Source organism: Candidatus Hinthialibacter antarcticus, from assembly GCA_030765645.1.
Lineage (GTDB): Bacteria > Hinthialibacterota > Hinthialibacteria > Hinthialibacterales > Hinthialibacteraceae > Hinthialibacter > Hinthialibacter antarcticus.
In genome coordinates this window covers 230,826-252,427 of record JAVCCE010000015.1, presented here as the reverse complement: position 1 = coordinate 252,427, position 21,602 = coordinate 230,826, and the positions used below count along the sequence as shown (strand labels likewise).

Genomic DNA, 21,602 nt, shown 5'->3' with positions numbered 1-21,602 from the left:
GCCTCACAAACATCCCGGGTCGTCTCTATATAATTCGATGACTTTTTTGATGATATTGGTGGTGGAGTGTCCGTCGTTGTTGACGAGATGGATTCTGCCGCCGTATTCCTGAACGATAGGCGCTTCGATTAAATCATATCCGTACGTCGAATCTTTGACGTGCACGTCAGGCCGCACCTCGCGCACAAAGCGCAGGCTCTCCGGCTCATCGAACAGCAAGATCATGTCCACATAGCGCACCGCCGCCAGCAGCGCCGCGCGTTCGTCCTGCGGAACTATCGGGCGCTTGGGGCTTTTGTAGGCTTTGACCGAGGCGTCGCTGTTGAGTCCTAATACCAAAAAATCGCCCTGCGCCTTGGTTTCGCGCAAGAGGTGAATATGCCCCGAATGGACGATGTCGAATGTCCCGTTGGTGGTGACGATGGTTTGCCCCGCGTCGCGCACTTGTTGAAGTCTGGGGCGCCATTGGTCAGCATCGTTGATGTGGTAAATCATGCGTTTTTTCCTTCACAACAATTTCAAATAGACGTTATCTCAAAAATTCTTGATCGTTTGCTGCAAAAGGCATGGGTATAACTCTGCTCGCTTCAGTGCGGGCTTTCAGGCCCTTTTGCACAGGCGCTCCCAGAGTTGCACCCATGCCTGAAGCAACATGTAGGGGCTCAACGCGTTGCGCCCGAATCCCCCCCCCTTAAAAAAAGGGGCTGCGAGCCTTAAGTCAATGCCATTGATGCCAGAATTGGCTGGTTTGTTTTATTTGGATGAATACCCTCTTGAATCGAATCGTTTAAGACGGCTTCAACATAAAAATACATTTTACCCTTGAAATTGAGTAGTCCCTGGACGCGTCAGTATGAATTGCCCACAATGTACAACATTCAAGAAATGATGGAGGGGCTTATGCGTACCGGACTCGCCGTGGGAACGTGGTTACTGATTGCTGTATTTTGCGCGTCGCTCAGCATGGCGCAAACCAAACAGATCGAGAAGTCGCAAGAATGGTTTCAAGATTCCCGCTTCGGCATGTTCATTCACTGGGGCGTCTATTCGCTGCTGTCAAAAGGCGAATGGGTGATGAACAACGACAAGATGCCAGTGGTAGAATACGAGAAATTATGGCCGACATTTAATCCAGTGAACTTCGACGCCGACGCCTGGGTGCGCCTCGCCAAAGACGCGGGCATGAAGTACATCACCATCACCAGCAAACACCACGACGGCTTCAGCATGTACGACACCCAGCTCAACGATTACAAAATTACCAATACGCCCTTCAAGCGCGATCCGATGAAAGAACTCGCCGCCGCCTGCGAAAAGCACGGCCTGCGCCTGTTCTTTTATTATTCGCAACTCGATTGGCGGCATAAAGACTATTTCCCGCGCGGAAAAACCGGGCAATACACCGGGCGCCCCGTCGCGGGCGACTGGGACCGCTACATGGATTATCACATCGGCCAAGTGCGTGAGTTGTGTACGCAATACGGTGAAATCGGCGGGTTGTGGTTTGACGGCTGGTGGGACCGTCCCGACGCGGATTGGAAGTTAGACGAACTCTACGGCATGATCCATGAGTTGCAGCCGACGGCGTTAATCGGCAACAACCACCATGTGAATCCTTTTCCTGGTGAGAATTTTCAAAACTTTGAGCAGGACCTTCCCGGTGAAAACACCGCTGGATTCAACAAAGCGGGCGTTAGCCGATTGCCGCTCGAAACCTGTTTGACCATGAATGGCTCGTGGGGCTATAACGAAAACGATCACAAGTTCAAATCCACGAAAGAATTAATCCATTATCTGGTCAAAGCGGCGGGGTTTGGCTCGAACCTTTTGCTTAATGTCGGCCCGACGCCGCTGGGTGAAATTCAACCCGAAGCAGTCGAACGCCTGAAAGAAGTTGGCGCGTGGCTCAAGAAAAATGGCAAAACCATTTACGATACCCGCAGCGGCCCCTGGGTGCGGCAGCAGTGGGGCACGTCAACCCGGAAAGACAATAATACCATCTACCTGCATGTACTCGAGTCGCCCCAGGGCATGATTACGCTGCCGTTGACCGACGCCATCGTCAAGTCGGCGAAACTGTTGAACGGCAAGAAGTTGAAAGTGATGCACGGCGGCAAAAAAGCGGCGATCATGCTGCCCGAGAATTATGAAGACCCGGTTGATACCATCATTGAACTCACCATGTGTGAAAGTAATTTATAGCCATCTCAAACACATGATTTTGCATCGTGCTAGGCATGGGCGCATCTCTGCTCGCTTCGGTGCGGGCTTTCAGGCCCTTTTACACAGGCGCTCCCAGAGATGCACCCATGCCAGAATACGCTGGTCATTATTCGAAAGGGCGAAAATAGGGGTGCAGCGCGCTGCGCCCGACTATTAATTTGTGTGAATCTTACGCCCTGGCTCGCGAACAGCGACGGGGCGTTTATTTTTGCGCAGGGCTTAGTATACTAGTCAGATTCCATCAAGATTACGCATTCAATAGCCGTAAAGGAGCAACCATGACGTTTCAACTGACGCGCGAAATCAACGCGCTCAAAGAATATGCGCGACAAATTCGCATTGACAGCCTCAAAATGATTACTGCAGCGAAATCAGGCCACCCCGGCGGCTCGCTCTCAGTCGCAGACATTACCGCTGCGTTGTTGTTCGGCGTGATGAACCACGACGTCAGCAACCCGGAATGGGAAGGCCGCGACCGCTTCATTATGTCGAAAGGCCATTGCATTCCGGCGTGGTATTCGGCGCTGGCGCAAGCGGGCTACCTCGACCGCAGCCAACTCGACACGCTGCGCACCTACGGCTCCGATTTTCAGGGCCACCCCGACTGCGTCCGTATGCCGTCCATCGAAGCCTCGACCGGGTCTCTCGGCCAGGGATTGTCGATTGCGCTGGGCATGGCGCTCGCAGCCAAAATGGACAAAGCCGACTGGCGGGTGTTTTGCGTACTCGGCGACGGCGAAACCCAAGAGGGCCAAGTGTGGGAAGCCATCATGGCGGCGGGCAAATACAAAACCGGAAACCTGACCGCGATTTTAGACAACAATAACGGACAAATTGACGGTTATGTCGACAAGGTCATGCCGCTTGACCCGATTGACGCCAAGTTCCGCGCCTTTAACTGGCACGTCATCGCCATCAACGGCCATGACATGGAACAGGTGTTGCGCGCCTTGGACGAAGCCAAAGCCGTCACCGACCGCCCCACCTTGATTTGGGCGAAGACCATCAAGGGCAAGGGCGTTTCATTTATGGAAAACGATTATACCTGGCACGGCGTCGCTCCAACCGCCGAGCAATGTGAAAAGGCGCTGAAAGAACTCAACGCCGCGTAAGACGGATTAGACATTCTCTCATCATTGGAAGGGTATTATGGCGAACGTAGCATCAAGACAATCATTCGGTCTCGCGCTGGCGGAACTGGGCGCGACAAATCCCGACATCGTGGTGATGGACGCTGACCTCAGCAAGTCAACCATGTCGTGTCACTTTGCAGAAAAATTTCCCGAACGGTTTTATGAATTCGGCATCGCCGAAGCCAACATGATCGGCGCCGCCGCAGGCATGGCGCTGTCAGGCAAGGTTCCGTTTATTTGCAGCTTCGCGTGTTTCATCACCGGACGCTTTGACACCATCCGTATGTCAATCGGTTACAGTCAGGCGAATGTGAAGATCATCGGAACCCACGCCGGCATCGGCATTGGCGAAGACGGACACAGCCAGATGGGCCTCGAAGACCTTGGCCTGATGCGCTCGATTCCCGGTTTTGTGGTGCTGCAGCCGGGCGATGATATTGAAACACGCCAAGCGGTGCAGTTCGCCGCTGAGCACAACGGCCCGGTTTATCTGCGCCTCACCCGCCAGAAACTCGACCAGGTCAACGGCGACGATTACACGTTTGAAATGGGCAAGGGCGTCACCCTCGCCGACGGCAAAGATATGACCCTCATCGCCACCGGCGGTACGGTCGGTTATGCGGTCAAAGCCAAAGAACGCCTCGCGTCAAAAGGCATCGACGCCCGCGTGCTCAACATTCACACCATCAAGCCGATTGATGAAGAACTGATCGTCAAATGCGCCAAAGAAACCGGATGCCTGATGACGATCGAAGACCACAGCGTCATCGGCGGGCTTGGTTCATCTGTAGCGGAAGTGGTCGCCGAAAAAGCGCCCGCGAAACTGAAACGCTGGGGCATTCTCGACGAGTTCGGTCAGTCAGGAACCCAGGTTGATCTCTACCGCGCCTATCGTATCGACGATGAAGGCATCGCCGCCGTGGCGGAAGAGTTTTATAAAGAAGCCAAGTAATGGGTTCGTATTTAATGTTCATGCAAATTAAAACGGGGCGCAATTTCGCGCTCCGTTTTTTGTTTTCAGCGTTTGGAACTATCTGGTCTGGATATGTGGATCCCCCTAGCCCCCCTTAATAAGGGGGGTGGCGTCGCAGACGCCGGGGGGATTAAGAGTTCATAACAACATGCAATTTTGGTAATAGGAGAAACATGCACCATTGCGAAATCAAAGAACTACAACTGCGCGACCCGTTCGGTATCGCCCGCGGAACGCGCACCTCCGTCAAAAATCTGTTTGTGAAATTCGGTGACGGCTGGGGCGAAGGCGCGCCCATTTATTACAAAGGCCAAGACGTTGAATACATGTTGAAGCTGGCGCAAGCGTTTTTGCCGTCTGTCGAAAATACGATCACGCCTGAAAACGCCGCGCAACTTGTATTGAAACAATTTCCGAAAGAGTCGGCGCTCGCCGAAGCAGTCGACCTCGCCGCGCATGACGCCTGGGCGAAAGTGATTGGCAAACCGCTTTACCAAATTTGGAATATTAATCCCGCCAAGACGCCGGTTTCAACCTTCACCATCGGCCTTGATACGATTGAGGTCATTCTTGAAAAACTGAACCGCGTTCGCGACTGGCCTGTGTTGAAAATCAAACTTGGCAGCGAACGCGATTTAGAAATCCTCAGCGCAATCCGCAAGGAATATTCGGGGACGCTGTTCATCGACGCCAACGAAGGCTGGGGGGCAGAGCAGGCTGGCGAATTTATGCCGAAGTTGGATGAATTGGGCGTGCGTCTGGTTGAGCAGCCGATCCATCGCGACGACTTGGATGGGTATGCAAAATTGAGCGAACTCAACCAGACCGATATCCCCATTTTTGTGGATGAAGGCGTTCAGGGGCCGGAAGACATTGCGCGTTGGATTGGCGTGGTGGACGGCATCAATATAAAACTCGCCAAATGCGGCGGGCTGGCGCGGGCGCGCAAGATGATTGAGATTGCGCGTCAAAATGGAATGGGCATTTTGCTGGGTTGTATGATCGAGAGTTCGCTGGCAATTTCCGCCGCTGCGCAGATTGCGCCGCTGGTTGATTTTGTCGACCTCGACGGCGCGGCGTTGCTCAGCGGCGATCCGTTTGAGGGAATGCGCCTCGATAAAGGCGTGATGACGCTGTCGCAACACAACGGTCTCGGCGCGGTGGAGCGGTGATTCCTTTTCAGATAAGAACAACCATAAGCAATACGTAGGGGCGCAGCGCGCTCTCGGGGGAGCAACAAGAATTCGGTGGGCTGCTTCGCTATGCTCGCGAGCCCACCCTACCAGGCTTGAAGTATTCAGGAGGGATGATGAATAAATACATACAAGTGCTGATCGTGCTTAACATTGTTGTAGGCGTGGTTGGTTGTAATGGAAATAATCATTCCAATGATGAAACGCAACAATCAATCAACCCGTCTTCAATTCAACCTGTAATGGTTGCTGATGATAAACCGTTCCTGCCTCAAGAGATTGTTGATAAAAAAATCACAATCGGCATTTCAATGAAATATGTGCGCTCTCAAGTGAATTACTTGCGCGAGCCTGATTTGCTTCCGTTTAGTATCCCTAATTATGTGATTTCAAAGGATGACATGTCATCACGCTGCTATTTTCGTACAATTAAAATTTCATATAGAACGTCGTATTTTCGTAATGTGGTAGATGAAATTTTATTGACGCAAAGAATTGAAGATAGATCTGAAGAAAGGTTAGTGCAGCAAAGCGAACAATTTATCCAATATTGTAATGATTCATTTGGTGAGCCGGTTAGAAAATATACCAAGCGAATGCAGATGTATAAGTCTAATGATCATACCTATACTTCGTGCATTCTATGGATGGTCGATGAGCAAGCAATTATGGCTTGGTATTATTCAAAATTAATGAGAGAAGATTTGCTTGAGTACATGGGAGAAGAACATACAACACGAATGTTTGGCGCAGTTCGCCTCTGGATTAAGCCTGAAAAAGAAGGAGAGAGGATATTGGAGGAAGTTAGGCAATTAGAGGAAGACGATAGCGAATATAAAGAAAGCCTTGAGTTGTATTTTTGATTTAGGCGAAACAGCCCTCACCCCAGCGCTCTCCCAGGGGGAGAACAAAGACATCAATCACATCCTCGAGCTGAGATTGACGATGGTGACGCCTTGGCCGCCTTCGAAGGATTCGCCGTTTTTGAAATTTCTCACCACTGGATGTTCGGACAGCATCCGCCGCACCTCGCGCCGCAACGTCCCGGTGCCGTGCCCGTGCACAATGGTGATGAAACGGGCGCCCGAACGAAATCCGCGATCCACAAACCGTTCTACGATGGGGGTCATCTCATCCACCGTCATCCCGTGAATATCAACGGAAAGTTCGGCGTCGTCGGGGCGATCAACTTGTACGGTCGATAAATATTCGACCGTGGGTTCGTGTTGGGTTTCGTGGACGGACAAAATCTGGTCTTGTTTGACTTGCAGCGTCATCGAGTTGACGCTGACCTCGGCTTTCTTTTGGTCGGGCCAGACGCGCAAGACTTTGCCCATCTCGGTGAGCCCCGCGATTCGCACCCGCATCCCCGGCTTGAGTTGTTCCCATCGCCAGTTGGTGCGTTTGTACTTGGCGACATGCGGGGCGGGTTCACTGCCGCTGACTTGTTTTTTGGCTTGCTTTAAACCCGCGCGTAGTTGTTTGAGCGTTGATTCGGGCGGCGCTTCGCGTTTGGATTCTTTGAGCAGCGCGTCGAGTTTCTCTTTCCATCGCTGTTGAAATTTCTGTTCTTCTTTTTCTAAATCTTTGATGCGGCGTTCGAGTTCGGAGAGCAGGTTTTGCGCTTTGCGTTCGCCTTTTTCGATAATATGGCGGGCTTCGCGTTTGGCGCTTTCGACGCGGCGTTCGCAGTCAGCGCGAAGTTCTTCGGCGCTCTTTCGTTCTTGCAGGGCCTTGCGCGCGGCCTCTTCGGCGCAGCGCATTTCTTCGCTGAGCCGCGACAGCAGCGCTTCGGGTGTGTCGTCTTGTTCGCGCTGGGAGACGCGGGCGCGATCGATGACATGCTGCGGCAACCCCAAACGGCTGGCGATGGAGATGGCGTTGCTGCGCCCCGGCAGCCCCAGCGTAAAACGGTATGTCGGGCGAAGCGACTTGAGGTCGAACTCCATGGCGCCGTTGTCGACGCCCTCGTTTTCGTGGGCGAACAGTTTGAGCTCTTGTAAGTGGGTGGTGGTCAAGAAGGTGCAATGTTGTTTGTAGAGTTGCTCAACGATTGCGCAGGCCAGGGCGCCGCCTTCTTCGGGGTCAGTGCCGGAGCCGAGTTCGTCAAGCAAAACCAGCGTATCTTTGTCGGCGGTTTCCAGGATATTCTTGATGTTGTTCATGTGCGACGAAAACGTCGACAGGCTTTGCTCGAGGCTTTGCTCGTCGCCGATGTCGGCGCAGATGCGTTTGTAGACCGGCAGTTCGACGCCGGGGTCGGCGGGGACGTGCATCCCGCATTGCGCCATCAACGCAAACAGGCCGATGGTTTTAAGCACGACGGTCTTGCCGCCTGTGTTCGGCCCGGTGATGATGATGCCGCGTACGCCGTCGGGAAAATGTAAGTTCAACGGAACGACGCTGCGTTGTCCCATTTGAGCAACCAACAGCGGATGCCGCGCATTGGTCAATTTGAGCGAACCGTCTTCGACGATCACCGGTTCGTTCATTTCGTGTAAGTCGCTAAATTTCGCTTTGGCGGATATCTCATCCAAGCGGCAGAAAATTTCCAGGTTTTGTTCAATGTCATGCGAACGCTCGGCGATTTGTGCGGTGAGTTCGCGAAGAATTTTGCGAACTTCAATCTGTTCTTCACGGTTGAAATCCATCAGGCGGTTGCCGTCTTCGACCAGGCGCATGGGTTCGATAAATACCGTTGCTCCAGTCGTCGAGCGGTCGTGGATAATGCCGGGAACCTTGCTTTGATAGCGCGCATCCACCGGCAACACGTAGCGCTCTTCGCGCAGGGTGTAATAGGGTTCCGCGAGATAGTCGCTGAACGATCCGCGAATGAGGCGGTCCAGGCGACGGGTGATGTCGGCCCGCAATTGGCGCAGCGATTTACGAATGCGCGACAGGTCGCGCGAGGCGGTGTCGCGAATGGATTTTTGGTCGTCGAATACCCGCGCCAGCGAATCTTCCAGCCCGGGGTGGGGAACCAGCCGCCCGCCGTAGACTTTCAGCCGGGGGGCGGTTTGCGCGGTTTGTCGCAGCGCTTCTTGGATGCGCCGCGCGGCGGATACGGTCTCGCCGATGATGAGAATTTCCGCCGGGTCAAGAATCGAACCGGTGTTGCGCGAGCGTTGCAGCGGCTCACGGATGTCATACAAGCCCGTCAGCGACGGCTCTTGGCGGGTTTGCAGCAGCCGCAAGTATTCACTGGTTTCAGCCAGGGCGCCGCGAATCGCCTGGGCGTAGGTATAGGGCTGCAATTCGCCGATGGCTTCGCGTCCTAATACTGACGAAGCCAAGCCGCGTAGCGCCTCTTTAATTTTATCGAATTCCAACACGCGAATGGCGTGTGCGTTTTCGTCCATGAGTATATTGTTCAAATCATAAAAAAGGTTTTATTTCTGGATGATAAATTCGGCTATCCAGTGCGCAACCATCCAGTATATCACTAGATGGATTCTCTTTGGATGGAGTTGAACGGACATCGTACAATTTCTATCAAATAGTGGAGAAAATATTCTCCAAACTCTTGAAAAGTCGTGATATAGTATCTTTTACTCATTTTATTTGAAATTGGAGGATTACGATGAGAACATTAATCAATTGGGCGTTTGCCGGAACGAAAGTCCTGAGCGTGATTGCATTACTGTCAGCAACAGCGTTCGCCGCGACCCATACCGTGAATCCTGACGGTCGGGCGACTTTACCACCATTCAAGCCGCGATTGACGCCGCTGCGGAAGGCGATGTGGTTGTGGTTGCTGCGGGTGAATATACCGAAGACCTCACCATTGGCCATTTAAGCGGCGCTGCTCCTGTATTTAAGAACAATCTCACCATTCAGGCTGAAACGGCGGGGACGGTGACCATTAACGCCGCCAACCAGGGCGACCGCTTCAAAGCGCTGGAAGCGCTGGGCGCTGATTTTGGCGAAATTGATTTGCTCGGCGTTGTGGTGAACGGCGACGGCGTTGTGCTCGACGGACTCCGCATCGTTCAGCCTTCCGAACAACTCAATATACTGGATGCAGCCAACATTAACGGGGCCCTGACGATTGTTTCGCCTAATGTTGTTGTGAAAAATTGCGTGATCGTGGGCGCAGGCGCTGACATCGGCGGCGACTCGCTGGGCTTGCTGCTCGCCAACATGGACGCAGTGACGGCCCTGGGCGGCGGCGCAAACTTAGCGCTGAATTTAACCGTAGAAAACACGACATTCACCAACGCGCCGTTTAGTTTTGCCATCGTGAACTTTTTGGCGGCGCTGGGATTGCCTGTTCCGAACCCTGACGCTTCATTCTCAGGTTGCACATTCGATAACAACGGAACTGGCATCGAAATGGATGACGGCGCCGTGACCGTGGTCGACTCGACCTTCACCAATAACGGAACCGGCATCAGCTGCTCAGACGACAGCCTTACGGTTTCAAATTGTACTTTCATCGGCAATTTAGAAGCGGGAGTCGAGATCGAAACCGGCAATCTTGAAGACAACGAAGCCGCAGAAAGCCCCGTGGTGAGCATTGATGGTTCTCTCTTTAAGGATAACGGCCCTCAAGAAAACAGTTACGGTTTTCTGCAAGAAGGCGGAACCGCAACCATCACCAATTGTATCTTCAGCGGCAACACCACCGCTCAAATTCGCTTAAGCCCGGATGATAGCCGCGACGTGACCTTAACGCTCGACCATTGCGACCTGTATAACTCCGTCGAAGGCATCGGCATTTCCACGCCGGAAAGCGCCGAAGCGATCATCACCGTAACCATTACCAACACGAACATCAGTGACTTTGACTGCATCGAAAATCTGGCGGGATTCGCGGCGGAATTTAACGTCTCGTTCTCAAACGTCTTCGCCAGCAACGAACAATACTTCGGCGAAGACGGCGCTTTCATCACCGATAACGTGTTGAACACCGACCCGATGTATGTTGACGCCGCCAGCGGAGATTTCAAATTAGCCGACGGTTCGCCGGTTCTGACCGCTGGCGTGGGTGGGACCTTCATCGGCGCGGTTGGACAAAGTTCGCCTGTGTCTGACTGGCAATTGCAGTAAGTATTCATTCACATCGAAGTCAAAAAGCCCCCTCGCGATTGAGGGGGCTTTTCTGTGTATAAAATAAATCGTTTTGCAGCGAGCGGCATGGGTATAACTCTGCTCGCTTCAGTGCGGGCTTCCAGGCCCTTATGCACAGGCGCTCTCAGAGTTGCACCCATGCCTTTCACGATGAAATGACAAGTCGTTTTGAGATCGCTTCTAATCAACTTTGATTCAAGAGATAAGGCTGAATCAATACGTCTGCGGGAATATTCAATGATTGATGTACGCGGCGAATCATTGATATCGTTAACGGGCGTTTGCGCGACAAAATTTCAGATACGCGAGACCGGGTTCCGATGAGCGGCTCTAAATCTTTGCGTGATAGCCCAAGCGCATCCATGCGGTGCAAGATTGCTTCGACCGGATCAGGCTCGCCAATGGAGTGTTGTTTTGCTTCATAGGCTTCGGCAAGCGTTGTTAGGACATCCAGCCGGTCGCCTTTCGGAGTGTCCGGTTCTGCGTCCATCAATTTGTTTATCTCATCCAGAACCGCTTTGTAATCTGCTTCGTTTTTAATAGGATGAATTTTCATCACGTTCCTCAAATGGTATTTGCGTTGATTGCATCATATTCTTTATGAGTTCCAATAAATCGTATATAAACAATTCGGTATGGGTAATTGATTTTCACAATGAGTCGATACTTATTGCCGCCAATATCAAAACAGACTCGATTGCCTTCAAGAAAACTGGCTCTTCGATAATCAGATTTTATCTCATCCGGCGTCGCCCAATCCGCAGCGGATGCAAATTGAAACCATGCTTTTAAAGGCTGTTCGGCTGCTGGACGCCGCTGCCAGAATTCTCTCAAAGCGCTTCTTGCGATGATTCTCATTTCTTATTATAACGTGTTCCCGTAATGGGATCAAATGGTTTTGGGAATTATAAAAGAGAACGCATTGTTCCACTACAAGTCTGTCGGCTCCATGCGGTACAATGCTGGTTTGAACTGAGTATTGTGTTATCCAAAGATAAAGGGGATTTTTCATGCACCGCATCCGCACAATGTATTTTTTCATCGCGCTACTTCTCGTTTCATCTTCAGCCTTCGCCCAGTTTCCCGCCGATGACGGCTATATTCGTATTTTTAATGGTCAAAACCTTGATGATGGTTGGCAAATGCAATGGCCGGGCAAGTGGACTGTTGAAAAAGGAATACTGACCGGGCGCCAAGACCCGGCTGTTGGCGGCGACTCGTGGCTGTTCACCGAATACAGCGAGATCGACGATTTCTCTCTCGAACTCGAATTCAAAATTACCAAAGGCGGCAACAGCGGCGTCGGTATCCGTATGCCGAAAGGCGTTGACGGCCGTCCGTCACAACATGGATTTGAAATTCAGATTAATGATTCCGATGATGAGTTTCCCACTGGCAGCGTATTTCGCTACGTTGCGGCCTCGCCCAAAAAACACCAGATCGGCAAATGGAACAAAATGGCGATTATCTGCGTGAAAGATCACATCGTTGTATATCTCAATACAACCAAAGTTTTAGACACGCATCTCGAAGGGTCAAAAAAAGGGCGCATAGGCTTTCAGGTTCATGGCGGCGAACCACTCAAAGATCAGGTCGCCGAGTTTCGTAATATCCGCATTAAAGACCTCAAGCCGCAATACAAAGCCGAGCCGTCTCCCGTCCAGTTTGAAGCCCATCAACTTGACGACCATAACGGTGAAGGCGTGACCGTGTTTGACGTCGACAGCGACGGCGACCTCGATATCACCAGCGGGTCGAACTGGTATGAAGCGCCCATCTGGAGCAAACACCACTACCGCGACGTCAACGCTGACGCCGAATTTATGCAGGATTTCGGCGAAGCGGTTTGCGATGTAAATCGCGACGGCAAACTCGACGTGGTGTCCGGCGGCTGGTTTGAACCGTTCCTGTATTGGTTCCAGAACCCCGGCGGCGATCAGGCCAAATCAAAATGGCAGCGCCACACCATCAGCGACCAATTGCCCGGCACAGAAACCATCATCCCCTGCGACCTCGACCGCGACGGGCGCATGGACCTACTCGTCAACAGTTACTTACCGGGTCAGGGCGTTTCATATTTCGCGAATATTGGCAAGGATGCAAAAGGTTTAGGGTATGAGCGCCGTTACATCGGCTTCCCCGGCGGCGGACACGGCATGGCTTTCGGCGATGTAAACCGTGACGGGTTCGACGACATACTTACCACTAGCGGCTGGTATCAGGCACCCATGAAGTCAACCGAGCAGCCGTGGAAGTTTCAGCGCAGCTACCGCGTCACCGAACGCCTCAGTGCGCCGTTCGTCGTGGATGATCTCAACAAAGACGGCCTCGCGGATATCATCTACGGCCAAGCGCACGACTTCGGTCTCTTCTGGATGGAGCAAACCCGCGACAGTGCTGGGCGCGAGGCGTGGATCTATCACACCATCGACCCGACCTATTCGCAACTTCACATCATCTTATTAGAAGATATTGACGGCGACGGCGAGAAAGACATCGTGGCGGGCAAACGCTATCGCGGCCACGGCGGAACTGACAACGGCGCCAACGAACCGCTGTGCGTTTTCTGGTACAAAGTCAAACGCGGCGCCGACCCGCAGTTTACCAAACACATCATCTCGTATGACGAAAACATCGGCACCGGGATGGATATGGAGTTTGCCGACATCGACGACGACGGCGATCGCGATCTGGTGGTTGCGGGCAAGTCAGGGCAATATTTGTTTGAGAATAAGACTAAGTAAATCACTGCCTTTCTCACAGTTTTCATAAATGCAATCTAGGGGGCGTCGCGCGCGACGCCCCCTACTGCGTAACATCGTGGGCGGCGAGGTGCTGGAATACACCAAACTGATGGCGGAATCTCGCGAGCAAGCCATCGACCGCATGAAACAACACGCCGCCCAACTCGGCGCCGACGGCATCGTCTGTATCCGCTTCACAACGTCAGGCATCGCCCAAAACGCAGCGGAACTTTTCTGTTACGGCACCGCAGTGAAACTGAGGAAGGTGGAACTCTAAGCGGTTATTCGGTGAAACGATAATAAGCGTTGATCAAAGTCAAATTTCACTTTGTTTGTATGGATCACGAGAGAGCGAAACTCGGGATGGCTTGGATTAATCAAATAGTTGCACTCAATCGGTATGATTACGCTCGGAACGGCGAGTATGAGGCTCTGATTTGATTTAGCCCACTCATTGCCAATATCTTTGGTTTCGTTAGTTGGCGGCAGTGAGTTCCAATTGAGCGACAATTCGCTTTGTTCAATTCTTTGAACCTGCGAGTCATCAAATTCGACCGACCTAAAGCGGTAGTGTTTTAAATCGCCAGAATCAAGTATGCGCGCTAATATTTCTAATACTGACAGCGAGATGGCTTGGGCGGCATATATGATTGGCGTTCCTTTATGGTTCCAGCGGCCGCCGCTTTTTTGAGCGCCCTCTCCCGTTAACGGCTTATTCAAATACTTGGAATGAACAAGTCGCCATGCGGTCAATTTCATAACACAACGCCATGTTCAATTTGACCGAGGAGGTCTTCAACCGCCTGAGCGCCGACGACTGTCTTGCTGTATTTCAAAGGCGTCTTTCCGCCCAATGCAGGCTGAGACAATTTCATCCACAATTTGGCCCGTTCTTTTGAGCCAAATATCTCTTCCGCGCGATTGAATAATTTTGCAATCAAAAAAACTTTTTCTGACTCACTCGAAGTTAACCGTCCTTGTGTTTTTCTTCTTAACAAGGTTCGAGGAGCGACATTGGCAATATCCGAAAGTTCGTGATTAGTCAACGATAAGACAGATTGAAGTTTATGTATGGTCGAATAAGGGAGGCCTTTTTCGATAGCCCGAATCGACTTTTCAATATTATCAAAAGGCAGTTTAAATGTTGCTTTGAAATGCTGTTGTGATTCTGCGCACATGTTGGCCTCCAGATGGCAATGGCTTTCGTCTAGCGCCATATTGCCATTGTAGCCGCGCCATTTGGCGCACGCAAGAAGTTACGCTTTCATCGCCGCCGCCGCTTCTTCGATGGTGAATTTTTTTTCGTAGAGCGCCTTGCCGACGATCACGCCGCTGATGGAGCCTTGCTCAAGCGTGTTGGCGAGTTTGACCACATTGCGAATGTCGTCCAGCGAGCCGATGCCGCCGGACGCGATAATCGGGAACGGAGAGGCCGCCGCCATTTCAGCCAGTTGTTCAAGATTGGGGCCGACCAGGGTGCCGTCGCGGGCGATGTCGGTATAGATCACCGCGCAGTAATCCAACCCGGCGAATTCTTTTACGAGATCAACCGCCTTCACCTGGCTGGTCTCGCGCCAGCCGCGGGTCGCAACTAAACCGTCGCGGGCGTCGATGCCGAGAATGATGCGACCCGGGTAGGCCTGCGCCGCCTCGCGCGCGAAGTCGGGTTTTTCTAACAACACGCTGCCAAGAATGGCGCGGTCAACGCCCAAGTCGCCCAACACGCAATGCACCGCCTCCATGTCGCGCAAGCCGCCGCCTAATTCTGTTTTGATGCTGAGCGTCTCAACAATCGCGCGGATGGCGTCGCGGTTCTGCATGGCGCCGTCGCGGGCGCCGTCGAGATCGACGATGTGGACAATGTCGCCGCCGCCGTCTTGCCAGGTTTTGGCGAACTCGGCGGGATTGTTCGAGTAAATGGTTTCCTGGTCGTATTCGCCGCGCAACAGGCGTACTGCGTTGCCGCCGCGCAGGTCAATGGCTGGAATTAAATCAATCACGAAGGCTCCTCCGTCTTGCTTCGCCCGATGCGCGGTTCGGTTCCCGCCCATAGACGCTGGATATTTTTTTTATGTTTGACGATCAACATGGTCGCTGCGATGGTCGCGAACGCAGTCACTTCAATCGACGGCGCAAAGGCGCTGTGCATTGCGTGCGCAGTGTAGATGCAGGTGACCAAAATCACCGCGCCGCTGATGGAGGCGATCGACATATAGCTTGTGGTGAAAAGAATAATCAAAAATAACGTGAAGGTAATTGCGAAGGGGACGGGCGTCAGCGCGGCGAACACGCCCGCCGAGGCCGCGACGCCTTTGCCGCCGCCTTTGAAGCCCAGAAACACGGTCCAGTTATGCCCCAGGATCGCAACCAGCCCGGCGGCGATGGCCAACCATTCTAAATCCGGCGATAACGCTCGAGCGATCAACACCGCCGCCGCGCCTTTGCCAATGTCGAAGGCAAACACCGGCAGGCTCATCCATAGGCCGAGTACACGCCATGCGTTGGTGAAGCCCAAGTTGCCGCTGCCGACAGTGCGCAGATCGACGCCCTTCACCCACTTGCCCATGTAATACGCAGACGGGATCGACCCAAGCAAATAGGCAATCACCAGAGCAAGAATTTCAATCATTGGTTCTCTTTACTCTTTTCACGCTTTCGGAAAAACAAACGCAGCGGGACGCCTTCTAAATTAAAGTGTTGATAGAGTTGGTTCATCAAGTAGCGTTCATACGAAAAATGAATGGCGTCGGGATCGTTCACAAACGCGAGAAAGGTTGGCGGCGCCGTGCTGACTTGAGTGGAATAATACAACCGGGCTGAGCGACCGTGATGTGTAGGCGGCGGGTTATGCGCGATGATGCCTTCCATCAGTTGGTTCAGCGAACTGGTTGACGCGCGGAATTGGTAGTCGCTCAGAATTCGTTCAACATGCGGAAAAATGCGGTGCAGGCGCTGTTTGGTCATGGCGGAAATAAATTCTAAGGGCGCGTAATGTAAGAACGGCAAATCCTCGCGGATTTTTTTAGCGAATTCGCCCGCGCTTTTCTCGGTTTTATCGTGGATGGCGTCCCATTTATTGACCAGGATCATCGCGGCTTTTCCCGTATCTTTGGCGAGGCGAAACACCTTGGCGTCGGTCTCGGTGAGGCCTTCGACGCCGTCGACGACCAACAAGGCGAGGTCGCAGCGGTCGAGCGCCTTTTCATTTCGTTTGAGGGCATAGCGTTCAAGCCCCTGGTTCATTTTTGAGCGGCGGCGAATGCCCGCCGTGTCGATCAGTAGATACTTTTTGCCGTTGACTTCAACAACCTCATCGACTGGGTCGCGGGTAGTGCCGCCGATGGGCGACACGATGGCCCGCTCGCTTCCGCATAGCGAATTGAGCAGAGTCGATTTGCCAACATTGGGGCGCCCCAGGATGGCGATGCCTGGCGGGTCGTCTTCAAATTGGGCCGTATTGTCGGGAATGCGTTTTACGATTTCATCGAGCAGGTCGCCGACGCCCAAACCGTGGGTTGATGAGACCGGCAGAAAGGCGTCCGCGCCCAGTTCAAAAAACGAAGCGATGACTTCATTTTCGATGCGTGGGTTATCGACCTTATTGATCGCGCACAGAATGGGTTTATGGGTGCGGCGCAACAAGTTGAAAATTTCATGGTCGAGCGGGGTGGGGCCGTCGCGTCCATCGAGTACAAACACAATGAGGACGCAAGCTTGCACCGCGCGTTCAATCTGATTTTGGATCGCTTTGGAAAACGGATCATCATCGGGGCCGAAGATGCCGCCGGTGTCGACTATCTCAAAGGGTTTTCCGTTCCAATCGGTCGGTCGGTATTTTAAGTCGCGGGTCACGCCGGGTTGATCGTCGACGATGGCGTCGCGGCTGCCGATAATACGGTTGAATAAGGTCGATTTTCCGACGTTGGGTCGTCCGACGATTGCCACCAATGGCGGTTTTTTGGGCATGACATCTACTCTTTCAGGGGTAATGCGCTGCATGAGGCGAATTTGAAATTCTGTATATCAATACGTTTTCACAAACTTGAATCAAGGCGTCTTAACCTATCAGACAAAAATCATCATGATAAAATATGGGTTCTGACATCAACAGGCATATTCTTACAGAAATGTCTGTTCCTGACCTTGTGGTCAAAAATCAACATTGATTTTTAAACGATTACTCAATCAACATGAATCCTACATTTTTGTAAGTATATAGGAATCAATTAATTGAGTTTATTTGAGTTATTGGCATGGCTTCTGCTTTATGTTAAAGGCAAAATTTAGTGAAGTCTCGCAGGACATGAGTGTTTAAGCCTGGTAATGATTCGTTGAGCGTCAAAATTGATAATCCTGGCGGCGTAGTTTTGTTTTCCAGCATTTGACATTTGATAGAAACGAAGAAAACTGTCTACAGACTCCACTGCAAGAATACCTTTCATTGTTGTTGTTCTCAAACCGGTTGAGGGACCGGATCACGGAATTAAACAATCGGTGCAAACCGAGTCACCTATTTTATCTCAACACCTGTAAGGAGAGCGGACATATGACTCCAAAAGAAGTAATCACGATGATCAAAGACAAAGGGATCCAATTTGTTGATTTCAAGTTCCAGGATTTGCCGGGGACTTGGCAACATACCAGTATTCCTTGCAGCCACTTGGAAGAAGATTCCTTTGAAGACGGTTTTGGTTTTGACGGTTCTTCGATTCGCGGCTGGAAAAAAATTGACGAGAGCGACATGTTGATTCTGCCTGACCCCACAACGGCGTTTGTGGATCCGTTCATGCAGTATCCGACTTTATCATTGACCTGCTCGATTCTGGACCCGATTACCAAAGAACGCTATACACGCGACCCGCGCAATGTTGCGTTCAAGTGTGAAGAATACGTCAAATCGACTGGCATCGCCGACCAGGTTTTTATTGGGCCTGAAGCGGAATTCTTTATTTTCGATAGCGTGCGCTACGGTCAGGAACCCAATTTCGCCATGTTTGAAATCGACTCGCAAGAAGCGATTTGGAACTCGGCCAACGGCGATTCCAGCCTGGGCCACTTGGTGCGCCACAAAGAGGGCTATTTCCCCTGCTCTCCGGTTGATACCCTGCAAGACATTCGCTCTGAAATGGCTGCAACCATGCTCGAACTCGGCATTAACGTCGAAGCGCTTCACCACGAAGTGGCGACTGCAGGCCAGTGCGAAATCGACATGCGTTTTGCGCCGCTGTTGAAAATGGGCGATGATTTGATGCTCTTTAAATATATCGTAAAGAATGTCGCTAAGAAACACGGCAAAACAGCGACCTTTATGCCGAAGCCCATTTACGGCGACAACGGATCAGGCATGCACGTCCACTCGAGTTTGTGGAACGGCGACAAGCCTCTCTTCGCGGGCGACAAGTATGCAGGCCTTTCGCAAGAATGCTTGTGGTACATTGGCGGTATCTTGAAACACGCGAACGCGCTTATCGCGATTACCAACCCGACCACCAACTCCTTCAAGCGTTTGGTTCCGGGTTATGAAGCGCCGGTCAACTTGGCCTATTCACAGCGCAACCGCTCCGCGGCGTGCCGCATCCCGATGTATTCGCCCAGCCCCAAAGCCAAGCGCGTCGAGTTCCGTTGCCCCGATCCTTCCTGCAACGGCTATTTCGCTTTCTCGGCGATTGTCATGGCGGGTATGGACGGCATCCTCAACAAGATCGATCCAGGCGATCCGATCGACAAGAACATCTACGACTTGTCGCCGGAAGAAGCCGCGGGCGTTCCGCAGGTTCCCGGTTCATTGAACGCCGCGCTGGAAGCGTTAGAAAAAGATCACGAGTTTCTTCTCCAAGGCGACGTGTTTACCCAGGATGTCATCGAAACCTGGATTGCCTACAAACGCGAGAACGAAGTTGAACCTTGCCAGTTGCGCCCGACGCCGTACGAATACTTCCTCTACTACGACTGCTAAGCCGTGTAGAACAACGAACACAAAAGGCCGGGCGCAACTGCCCGGCCTTTTTCATATATTCAAGTCGTCATTTTATTCGCGGCAGACTATAATTATTGATGTATGATTCGCCCCCACCTCTATGGCGCCAATCTTGTTAGTTCTAATGATAAATTCCTTGAATGATGAAAGATCAACAAATGAAACATGCGAACAATGGATTTACTTTAATTGAGTTGTTAATTGTTGTGGCGATCATTGGCATTCTGGCGGCGATTGCCGTCCCCAATTTTTTAAACGCGCAGATTCGCGCAAAAGTGGCGGCGGCGCAAAGCGAGATGCGCGCGCTGGGCACGGCGCTGGAAATGTATGCGCTTGACCAAAACGCTTACCCGCCGTTTCGGCATGATCTCAACAACGAATGGCGCTACAAAGGCGCGTTGGCGCGGTTGACTTCGCCGGTGTCGTACATGAGCAGTGTTCCCGACAGCGATCCGTTCAACTCAGCGGCGCCTGATGCGTACGGCGGCGCGACGGATGAGGCGAATTACGGCTATACCTACGTCGATTACAAATCGTTTTCGCCGAATAATTACTGGCCGTTATGGGCCAAGCCGCTCAACATATTGTGGGTGCTGTATAGTTTCGGCCCAGACCGCAATGACGATGTCGGCGTGGTAGCGATTGGCAAAGTGATCGGCCCGAATTTCGACATCCCCACTTGGACGCCGTCGCGCGTCCCCTATTCGTCATCGAATGGAATCATCTCAAACGGCGACCTGATGCGCTCCAACCACGGCGACCACAGTAAGTAAGATGATTTATAGTGGTTGCGACTTACGATAAAAAAAAGGCGAGCTAAGGCTCGCCTTTTTGAAGTCTATGAATGAGCGACTGTTACTTTGCCAAATCCAACACTGCTTTTTCGAGGCTTTGCACCAACTCGGGTATGTCGGAGGTTTCGACGCCGCAGAAGGCGATGCGAATTCCGTTAATGTCGTCGCGCACCAGCGGCACGGTTCCTACCTGGTAGGTTTTCAACAGGTGGTCGCATACGTCGTCGGCCTTCAACCCTGACTTTGGCGCCAGATTTACGAAACAGAAAAACCCGCCCTGGAAAGGGTCGGGCGAAAGCAAATCGGTTTTCAACTTTGCCAATTCGCTCTTCATTACGTCATAGCGTTGCTTGAGTTCGTTCACTGTCTTCTGGCGTTCGGCCATCACGGCGTCGACGTTTTGCAGCGCTTTCACGCCCGCCGACTGCGCCACCATCGAGCAGTTCGAGACGGTGTTGCGTACAATGCCGCGAAACTTGTTTTCCATTTCTTTTTCGATATCCGCGCGGTCTGCGACGTTTGACCATTCGTCTGGCAGGGCGAGGGTAACCGCGCCGATGCGGGCGCCGTACCACAACAGTTCTTTGCTGACGCCGTCGAGTTTAACCGGCAGGAAATTGGGGCGCGGTTCAAACAAGTAAAACAACGACCACGGTTCGGCATCTTCATCGTAGATGTAACCTTCGTACGCGTCGTCGAGCAGAAGCACCAATTTTTTGCTGGTGTTGGCGACCAGCGCATGGATGGCATTGACGATTTCGCGCGCCGCCGACTTGGGCGGACAATATCCGGTCGGGTTGTTGGGGAAGTTTAACACCACGGTCGCGCAGTCTTCTTTTTGCCACACGCGGTTGATGGCGTCGAGCATCCCTTGCAGGTTAAAGTCTTGACCGTCGAACCCCGGGAACTCTTCGACTTTTAGAAAGAGGTTGCGGTCGAAGATGTTGTCGTAGTTTTCCCAACGCTTATCGGGCGTGATGATTGGTTTGCCGGGGTCGACGAACATGCGCAGGCACACCGACAGTGCGCCGGTGATGCCGGGCATAATCATCGGCGCCATCATTTGGCGGCCCAGGCGGTCAGCGTTGTCGCCCGCTTTTTTCAGCATCCACGACTTCCACGCCTCGCGAAACGCCGGCAACCCGACTTCGGGCGCGTAGGGGAAAATTTCTTCGACGCCCAATCCAGGGAAATTCTTTTGAATGGACGGAATGCACAAAGTGATTCGTGCGTCGTCGCCGTCGTCAAAGACAACCGATTTTTTTCCTTTGGCCGCCCCGATGGTCGCGTTAATCTTCGCCTCGGTTTTTGAGCGTCCCGTCCAGTAAAAAATGCCGGTCGGGTTGTAGATCATCTGGCCGTATTCAGAAAAGAAATCCAATGCGCCCACTGCACGTAATGCGGGAAATTCCATGGCGCTCCTCCTAAAAGATGAATATGGCTATTTTCCTCTTGCGACAATGAAGGTCAAGCCAAAGACAAGCGATTCGCTTTA

At 52.3% G+C, this 21,602-nt stretch carries 21 protein-coding genes; 11 read left to right on the top strand and 10 right to left on the bottom strand.

Features of this window, described 5'->3' with window-relative positions; genetic code table 11:
• Positions 1 to 3 precede the first annotated feature (3 nt).
• Positions 4 to 495, bottom strand: a complete 492-nt coding sequence (locus P9L94_05620) for an adenylyltransferase/cytidyltransferase family protein (GenBank protein ID MDP8243542.1) — start codon at positions 493 to 495, stop codon at positions 4 to 6.
• Between the two features lie 405 nt (positions 496 to 900).
• Here P9L94_05620 and P9L94_05615 point away from each other — a divergent pair, with 405 nt between their 5' ends.
• The 5 genes from P9L94_05615 (at position 901) to P9L94_05595 (ending at position 6,385) form a co-directional block, all read left to right on the top strand.
• On the top strand, positions 901 to 2,202 hold the full coding sequence (locus P9L94_05615) for an alpha-L-fucosidase (protein ID MDP8243541.1): 1,302 nt from the start codon (positions 901 to 903) through the stop codon (positions 2,200 to 2,202).
• Positions 2,203 to 2,501: 299 nt separating this feature from the next.
• Positions 2,502 to 3,335 carry a transketolase gene (locus P9L94_05610; protein MDP8243540.1) on the top strand — a complete coding sequence of 278 codons (834 nt, stop codon included), beginning with the start codon at positions 2,502 to 2,504 and terminating at the stop codon, positions 3,333 to 3,335.
• A gap of 37 nt (positions 3,336 to 3,372) precedes the next feature.
• Positions 3,373 to 4,308 carry a transketolase C-terminal domain-containing protein gene (locus P9L94_05605; GenBank protein MDP8243539.1) on the top strand — a complete coding sequence of 312 codons (936 nt, stop codon included), beginning with the start codon at positions 3,373 to 3,375 and terminating at the stop codon, positions 4,306 to 4,308.
• Between the two features lie 194 nt (positions 4,309 to 4,502).
• Positions 4,503 to 5,501: a dipeptide epimerase gene (locus P9L94_05600; protein MDP8243538.1), complete on the top strand. Its 999-nt coding sequence runs from the start codon at positions 4,503 to 4,505 to the stop codon at positions 5,499 to 5,501.
• A gap of 134 nt (positions 5,502 to 5,635) precedes the next feature.
• A complete protein-coding gene (locus P9L94_05595; GenBank protein MDP8243537.1) occupies positions 5,636 to 6,385 on the top strand; it encodes a hypothetical protein in 750 nt (249 codons plus the stop codon).
• 57 nt (positions 6,386 to 6,442) lie between these two features.
• Here the strand turns inward: P9L94_05595 and P9L94_05590 are convergent, their stop codons facing one another.
• Positions 6,443 to 8,881 (bottom strand): endonuclease MutS2, encoded by a 2,439-nt coding sequence (locus P9L94_05590; protein MDP8243536.1) that lies wholly within the window; start codon positions 8,879 to 8,881, stop codon positions 6,443 to 6,445.
• A gap of 221 nt (positions 8,882 to 9,102) precedes the next feature.
• Between P9L94_05590 and P9L94_05585 the strand changes: the two genes are divergently transcribed.
• Together P9L94_05585 and P9L94_05580 are read left to right on the top strand one after the other, a co-directional pair.
• The gene (locus tag P9L94_05585; protein MDP8243535.1) at positions 9,103 to 9,318 is read left to right on the top strand and encodes a hypothetical protein; all 216 of its coding nucleotides are present in this window, start codon (positions 9,103 to 9,105) and stop codon (positions 9,316 to 9,318) included.
• Positions 9,270 to 10,571, top strand: coding sequence for a right-handed parallel beta-helix repeat-containing protein (locus P9L94_05580; protein MDP8243534.1), 1,302 nt, complete (start codon positions 9,270 to 9,272; stop codon positions 10,569 to 10,571). Before P9L94_05585 ends, P9L94_05580 begins: the two co-directional genes overlap by 49 nt.
• Before the next feature lie 205 nt (positions 10,572 to 10,776).
• On the opposite strand, the gene P9L94_05575 is transcribed toward P9L94_05580, so the two are convergent.
• Both P9L94_05575 and P9L94_05570 read right to left on the bottom strand, forming a co-directional pair.
• Positions 10,777 to 11,148 carry a hypothetical protein gene (locus P9L94_05575; GenBank protein ID MDP8243533.1) on the bottom strand — a complete coding sequence of 124 codons (372 nt, stop codon included), beginning with the start codon at positions 11,146 to 11,148 and terminating at the stop codon, positions 10,777 to 10,779.
• An 8-nt stretch (positions 11,149 to 11,156) separates the two neighbouring features.
• Positions 11,157 to 11,450: a type II toxin-antitoxin system HigB family toxin gene (locus P9L94_05570; GenBank protein ID MDP8243532.1), complete on the bottom strand. Its 294-nt coding sequence runs from the start codon at positions 11,448 to 11,450 to the stop codon at positions 11,157 to 11,159.
• 152 nt (positions 11,451 to 11,602) lie between these two features.
• Between P9L94_05570 and P9L94_05565 the strand changes: the two genes are divergently transcribed.
• Positions 11,603 to 13,336 carry a DUF1080 domain-containing protein gene (locus P9L94_05565; protein MDP8243531.1) on the top strand — a complete coding sequence of 578 codons (1,734 nt, stop codon included), beginning with the start codon at positions 11,603 to 11,605 and terminating at the stop codon, positions 13,334 to 13,336.
• A 28-nt stretch (positions 13,337 to 13,364) separates the two neighbouring features.
• On the top strand, positions 13,365 to 13,613 hold the full coding sequence (locus P9L94_05560; GenBank protein ID MDP8243530.1) for a YbjQ family protein: 249 nt from the start codon (positions 13,365 to 13,367) through the stop codon (positions 13,611 to 13,613).
• Here the strand turns inward: P9L94_05560 and P9L94_05555 are convergent.
• The 5 genes from P9L94_05555 to der all read right to left on the bottom strand — a co-directional run bounded on the left by P9L94_05555 (position 13,610) and on the right by der (position 17,302).
• Positions 13,610 to 14,095, bottom strand: a complete 486-nt coding sequence (locus P9L94_05555) for an RES domain-containing protein (GenBank protein ID MDP8243529.1) — start codon at positions 14,093 to 14,095, stop codon at positions 13,610 to 13,612. The genes P9L94_05560 and P9L94_05555 overlap by 4 nt on opposite strands.
• On the bottom strand, positions 14,092 to 14,514 hold the full coding sequence (locus tag P9L94_05550) for a DUF2384 domain-containing protein (protein MDP8243528.1): 423 nt from the start codon (positions 14,512 to 14,514) through the stop codon (positions 14,092 to 14,094). Before P9L94_05550 ends, P9L94_05555 begins: the two co-directional genes overlap by 4 nt.
• 78 nt (positions 14,515 to 14,592) lie before the next feature.
• Positions 14,593 to 15,336, bottom strand: coding sequence for a 1-(5-phosphoribosyl)-5-[(5-phosphoribosylamino)methylideneamino]imidazole-4-carboxamide isomerase (gene hisA / locus P9L94_05545; GenBank protein ID MDP8243527.1), 744 nt, complete (start codon positions 15,334 to 15,336; stop codon positions 14,593 to 14,595).
• Positions 15,333 to 15,965, bottom strand: a complete 633-nt coding sequence (gene plsY / locus P9L94_05540) for a glycerol-3-phosphate 1-O-acyltransferase PlsY (GenBank protein MDP8243526.1) — start codon at positions 15,963 to 15,965, stop codon at positions 15,333 to 15,335. Before plsY ends, hisA begins: the two co-directional genes overlap by 4 nt.
• Entirely contained in the window at positions 15,962 to 17,302 is a 1,341-nt protein-coding gene (der, locus tag P9L94_05535; GenBank protein MDP8243525.1) for a ribosome biogenesis GTPase Der, read from the bottom strand. The genes plsY and der overlap by 4 nt, the downstream gene beginning before the upstream one ends.
• A gap of 580 nt (positions 17,303 to 17,882) precedes the next feature.
• Here der and glnA point away from each other — a divergent pair.
• Both glnA and P9L94_05525 read left to right on the top strand, forming a co-directional pair.
• Entirely contained in the window at positions 17,883 to 19,292 is a 1,410-nt protein-coding gene (gene glnA, locus P9L94_05530) for a type I glutamate--ammonia ligase (protein ID MDP8243524.1), read from the top strand.
• Between the two features lie 161 nt (positions 19,293 to 19,453).
• Positions 19,454 to 20,086: a prepilin-type N-terminal cleavage/methylation domain-containing protein gene (locus P9L94_05525; protein ID MDP8243523.1), complete on the top strand. Its 633-nt coding sequence runs from the start codon at positions 19,454 to 19,456 to the stop codon at positions 20,084 to 20,086.
• Between the two features lie 82 nt (positions 20,087 to 20,168).
• On the opposite strand, the gene P9L94_05520 is transcribed toward P9L94_05525, so the two are convergent.
• Entirely contained in the window at positions 20,169 to 21,521 is a 1,353-nt protein-coding gene (locus tag P9L94_05520; protein ID MDP8243522.1) for an aminotransferase class I/II-fold pyridoxal phosphate-dependent enzyme, read from the bottom strand.
• Positions 21,522 to 21,602: the final 81 nt, after the last annotated feature.

Excerpts from the sequence above, each read along its gene's own strand:
- P9L94_05620 (MDP8243542.1), bottom strand. The coding sequence starts at position 495 with ATGATTTACCACATCAACGATGCTGACCAATGGCGCCCCAGACTTCAA.
- P9L94_05615 (MDP8243541.1), top strand. The coding sequence starts at position 901 with ATGCGTACCGGACTCGCCGTGGGAACGTGGTTACTGATTGCTGTATTT.
- P9L94_05610 (MDP8243540.1), top strand. The coding sequence starts at position 2,502 with ATGACGTTTCAACTGACGCGCGAAATCAACGCGCTCAAAGAATATGCG.
- P9L94_05605 (MDP8243539.1), top strand. The coding sequence starts at position 3,373 with ATGGCGAACGTAGCATCAAGACAATCATTCGGTCTCGCGCTGGCGGAA.
- P9L94_05600 (MDP8243538.1), top strand. The coding sequence starts at position 4,503 with ATGCACCATTGCGAAATCAAAGAACTACAACTGCGCGACCCGTTCGGT.
- P9L94_05595 (MDP8243537.1), top strand. The coding sequence starts at position 5,636 with ATGATGAATAAATACATACAAGTGCTGATCGTGCTTAACATTGTTGTA.
- P9L94_05590 (MDP8243536.1), bottom strand. The coding sequence starts at position 8,881 with ATGGACGAAAACGCACACGCCATTCGCGTGTTGGAATTCGATAAAATT.
- P9L94_05585 (MDP8243535.1), top strand. The coding sequence starts at position 9,103 with ATGAGAACATTAATCAATTGGGCGTTTGCCGGAACGAAAGTCCTGAGC.
- P9L94_05575 (MDP8243533.1), bottom strand. The coding sequence starts at position 11,148 with ATGAAAATTCATCCTATTAAAAACGAAGCAGATTACAAAGCGGTTCTG.
- P9L94_05570 (MDP8243532.1), bottom strand. The coding sequence starts at position 11,450 with ATGAGAATCATCGCAAGAAGCGCTTTGAGAGAATTCTGGCAGCGGCGT.
- P9L94_05565 (MDP8243531.1), top strand. The coding sequence starts at position 11,603 with ATGCACCGCATCCGCACAATGTATTTTTTCATCGCGCTACTTCTCGTT.
- P9L94_05560 (MDP8243530.1), top strand. The coding sequence starts at position 13,365 with ATGCAATCTAGGGGGCGTCGCGCGCGACGCCCCCTACTGCGTAACATC.
- P9L94_05555 (MDP8243529.1), bottom strand. The coding sequence starts at position 14,095 with ATGAAATTGACCGCATGGCGACTTGTTCATTCCAAGTATTTGAATAAG.
- P9L94_05550 (MDP8243528.1), bottom strand. The coding sequence starts at position 14,514 with ATGTGCGCAGAATCACAACAGCATTTCAAAGCAACATTTAAACTGCCT.
- plsY (MDP8243526.1), bottom strand. The coding sequence starts at position 15,965 with ATGATTGAAATTCTTGCTCTGGTGATTGCCTATTTGCTTGGGTCGATC.
- der (MDP8243525.1), bottom strand. The coding sequence starts at position 17,302 with ATGCCCAAAAAACCGCCATTGGTGGCAATCGTCGGACGACCCAACGTC.
- glnA (MDP8243524.1), top strand. The coding sequence starts at position 17,883 with ATGACTCCAAAAGAAGTAATCACGATGATCAAAGACAAAGGGATCCAA.
- P9L94_05525 (MDP8243523.1), top strand. The coding sequence starts at position 19,454 with ATGATGAAAGATCAACAAATGAAACATGCGAACAATGGATTTACTTTA.
- P9L94_05520 (MDP8243522.1), bottom strand. The coding sequence starts at position 21,521 with ATGGAATTTCCCGCATTACGTGCAGTGGGCGCATTGGATTTCTTTTCT.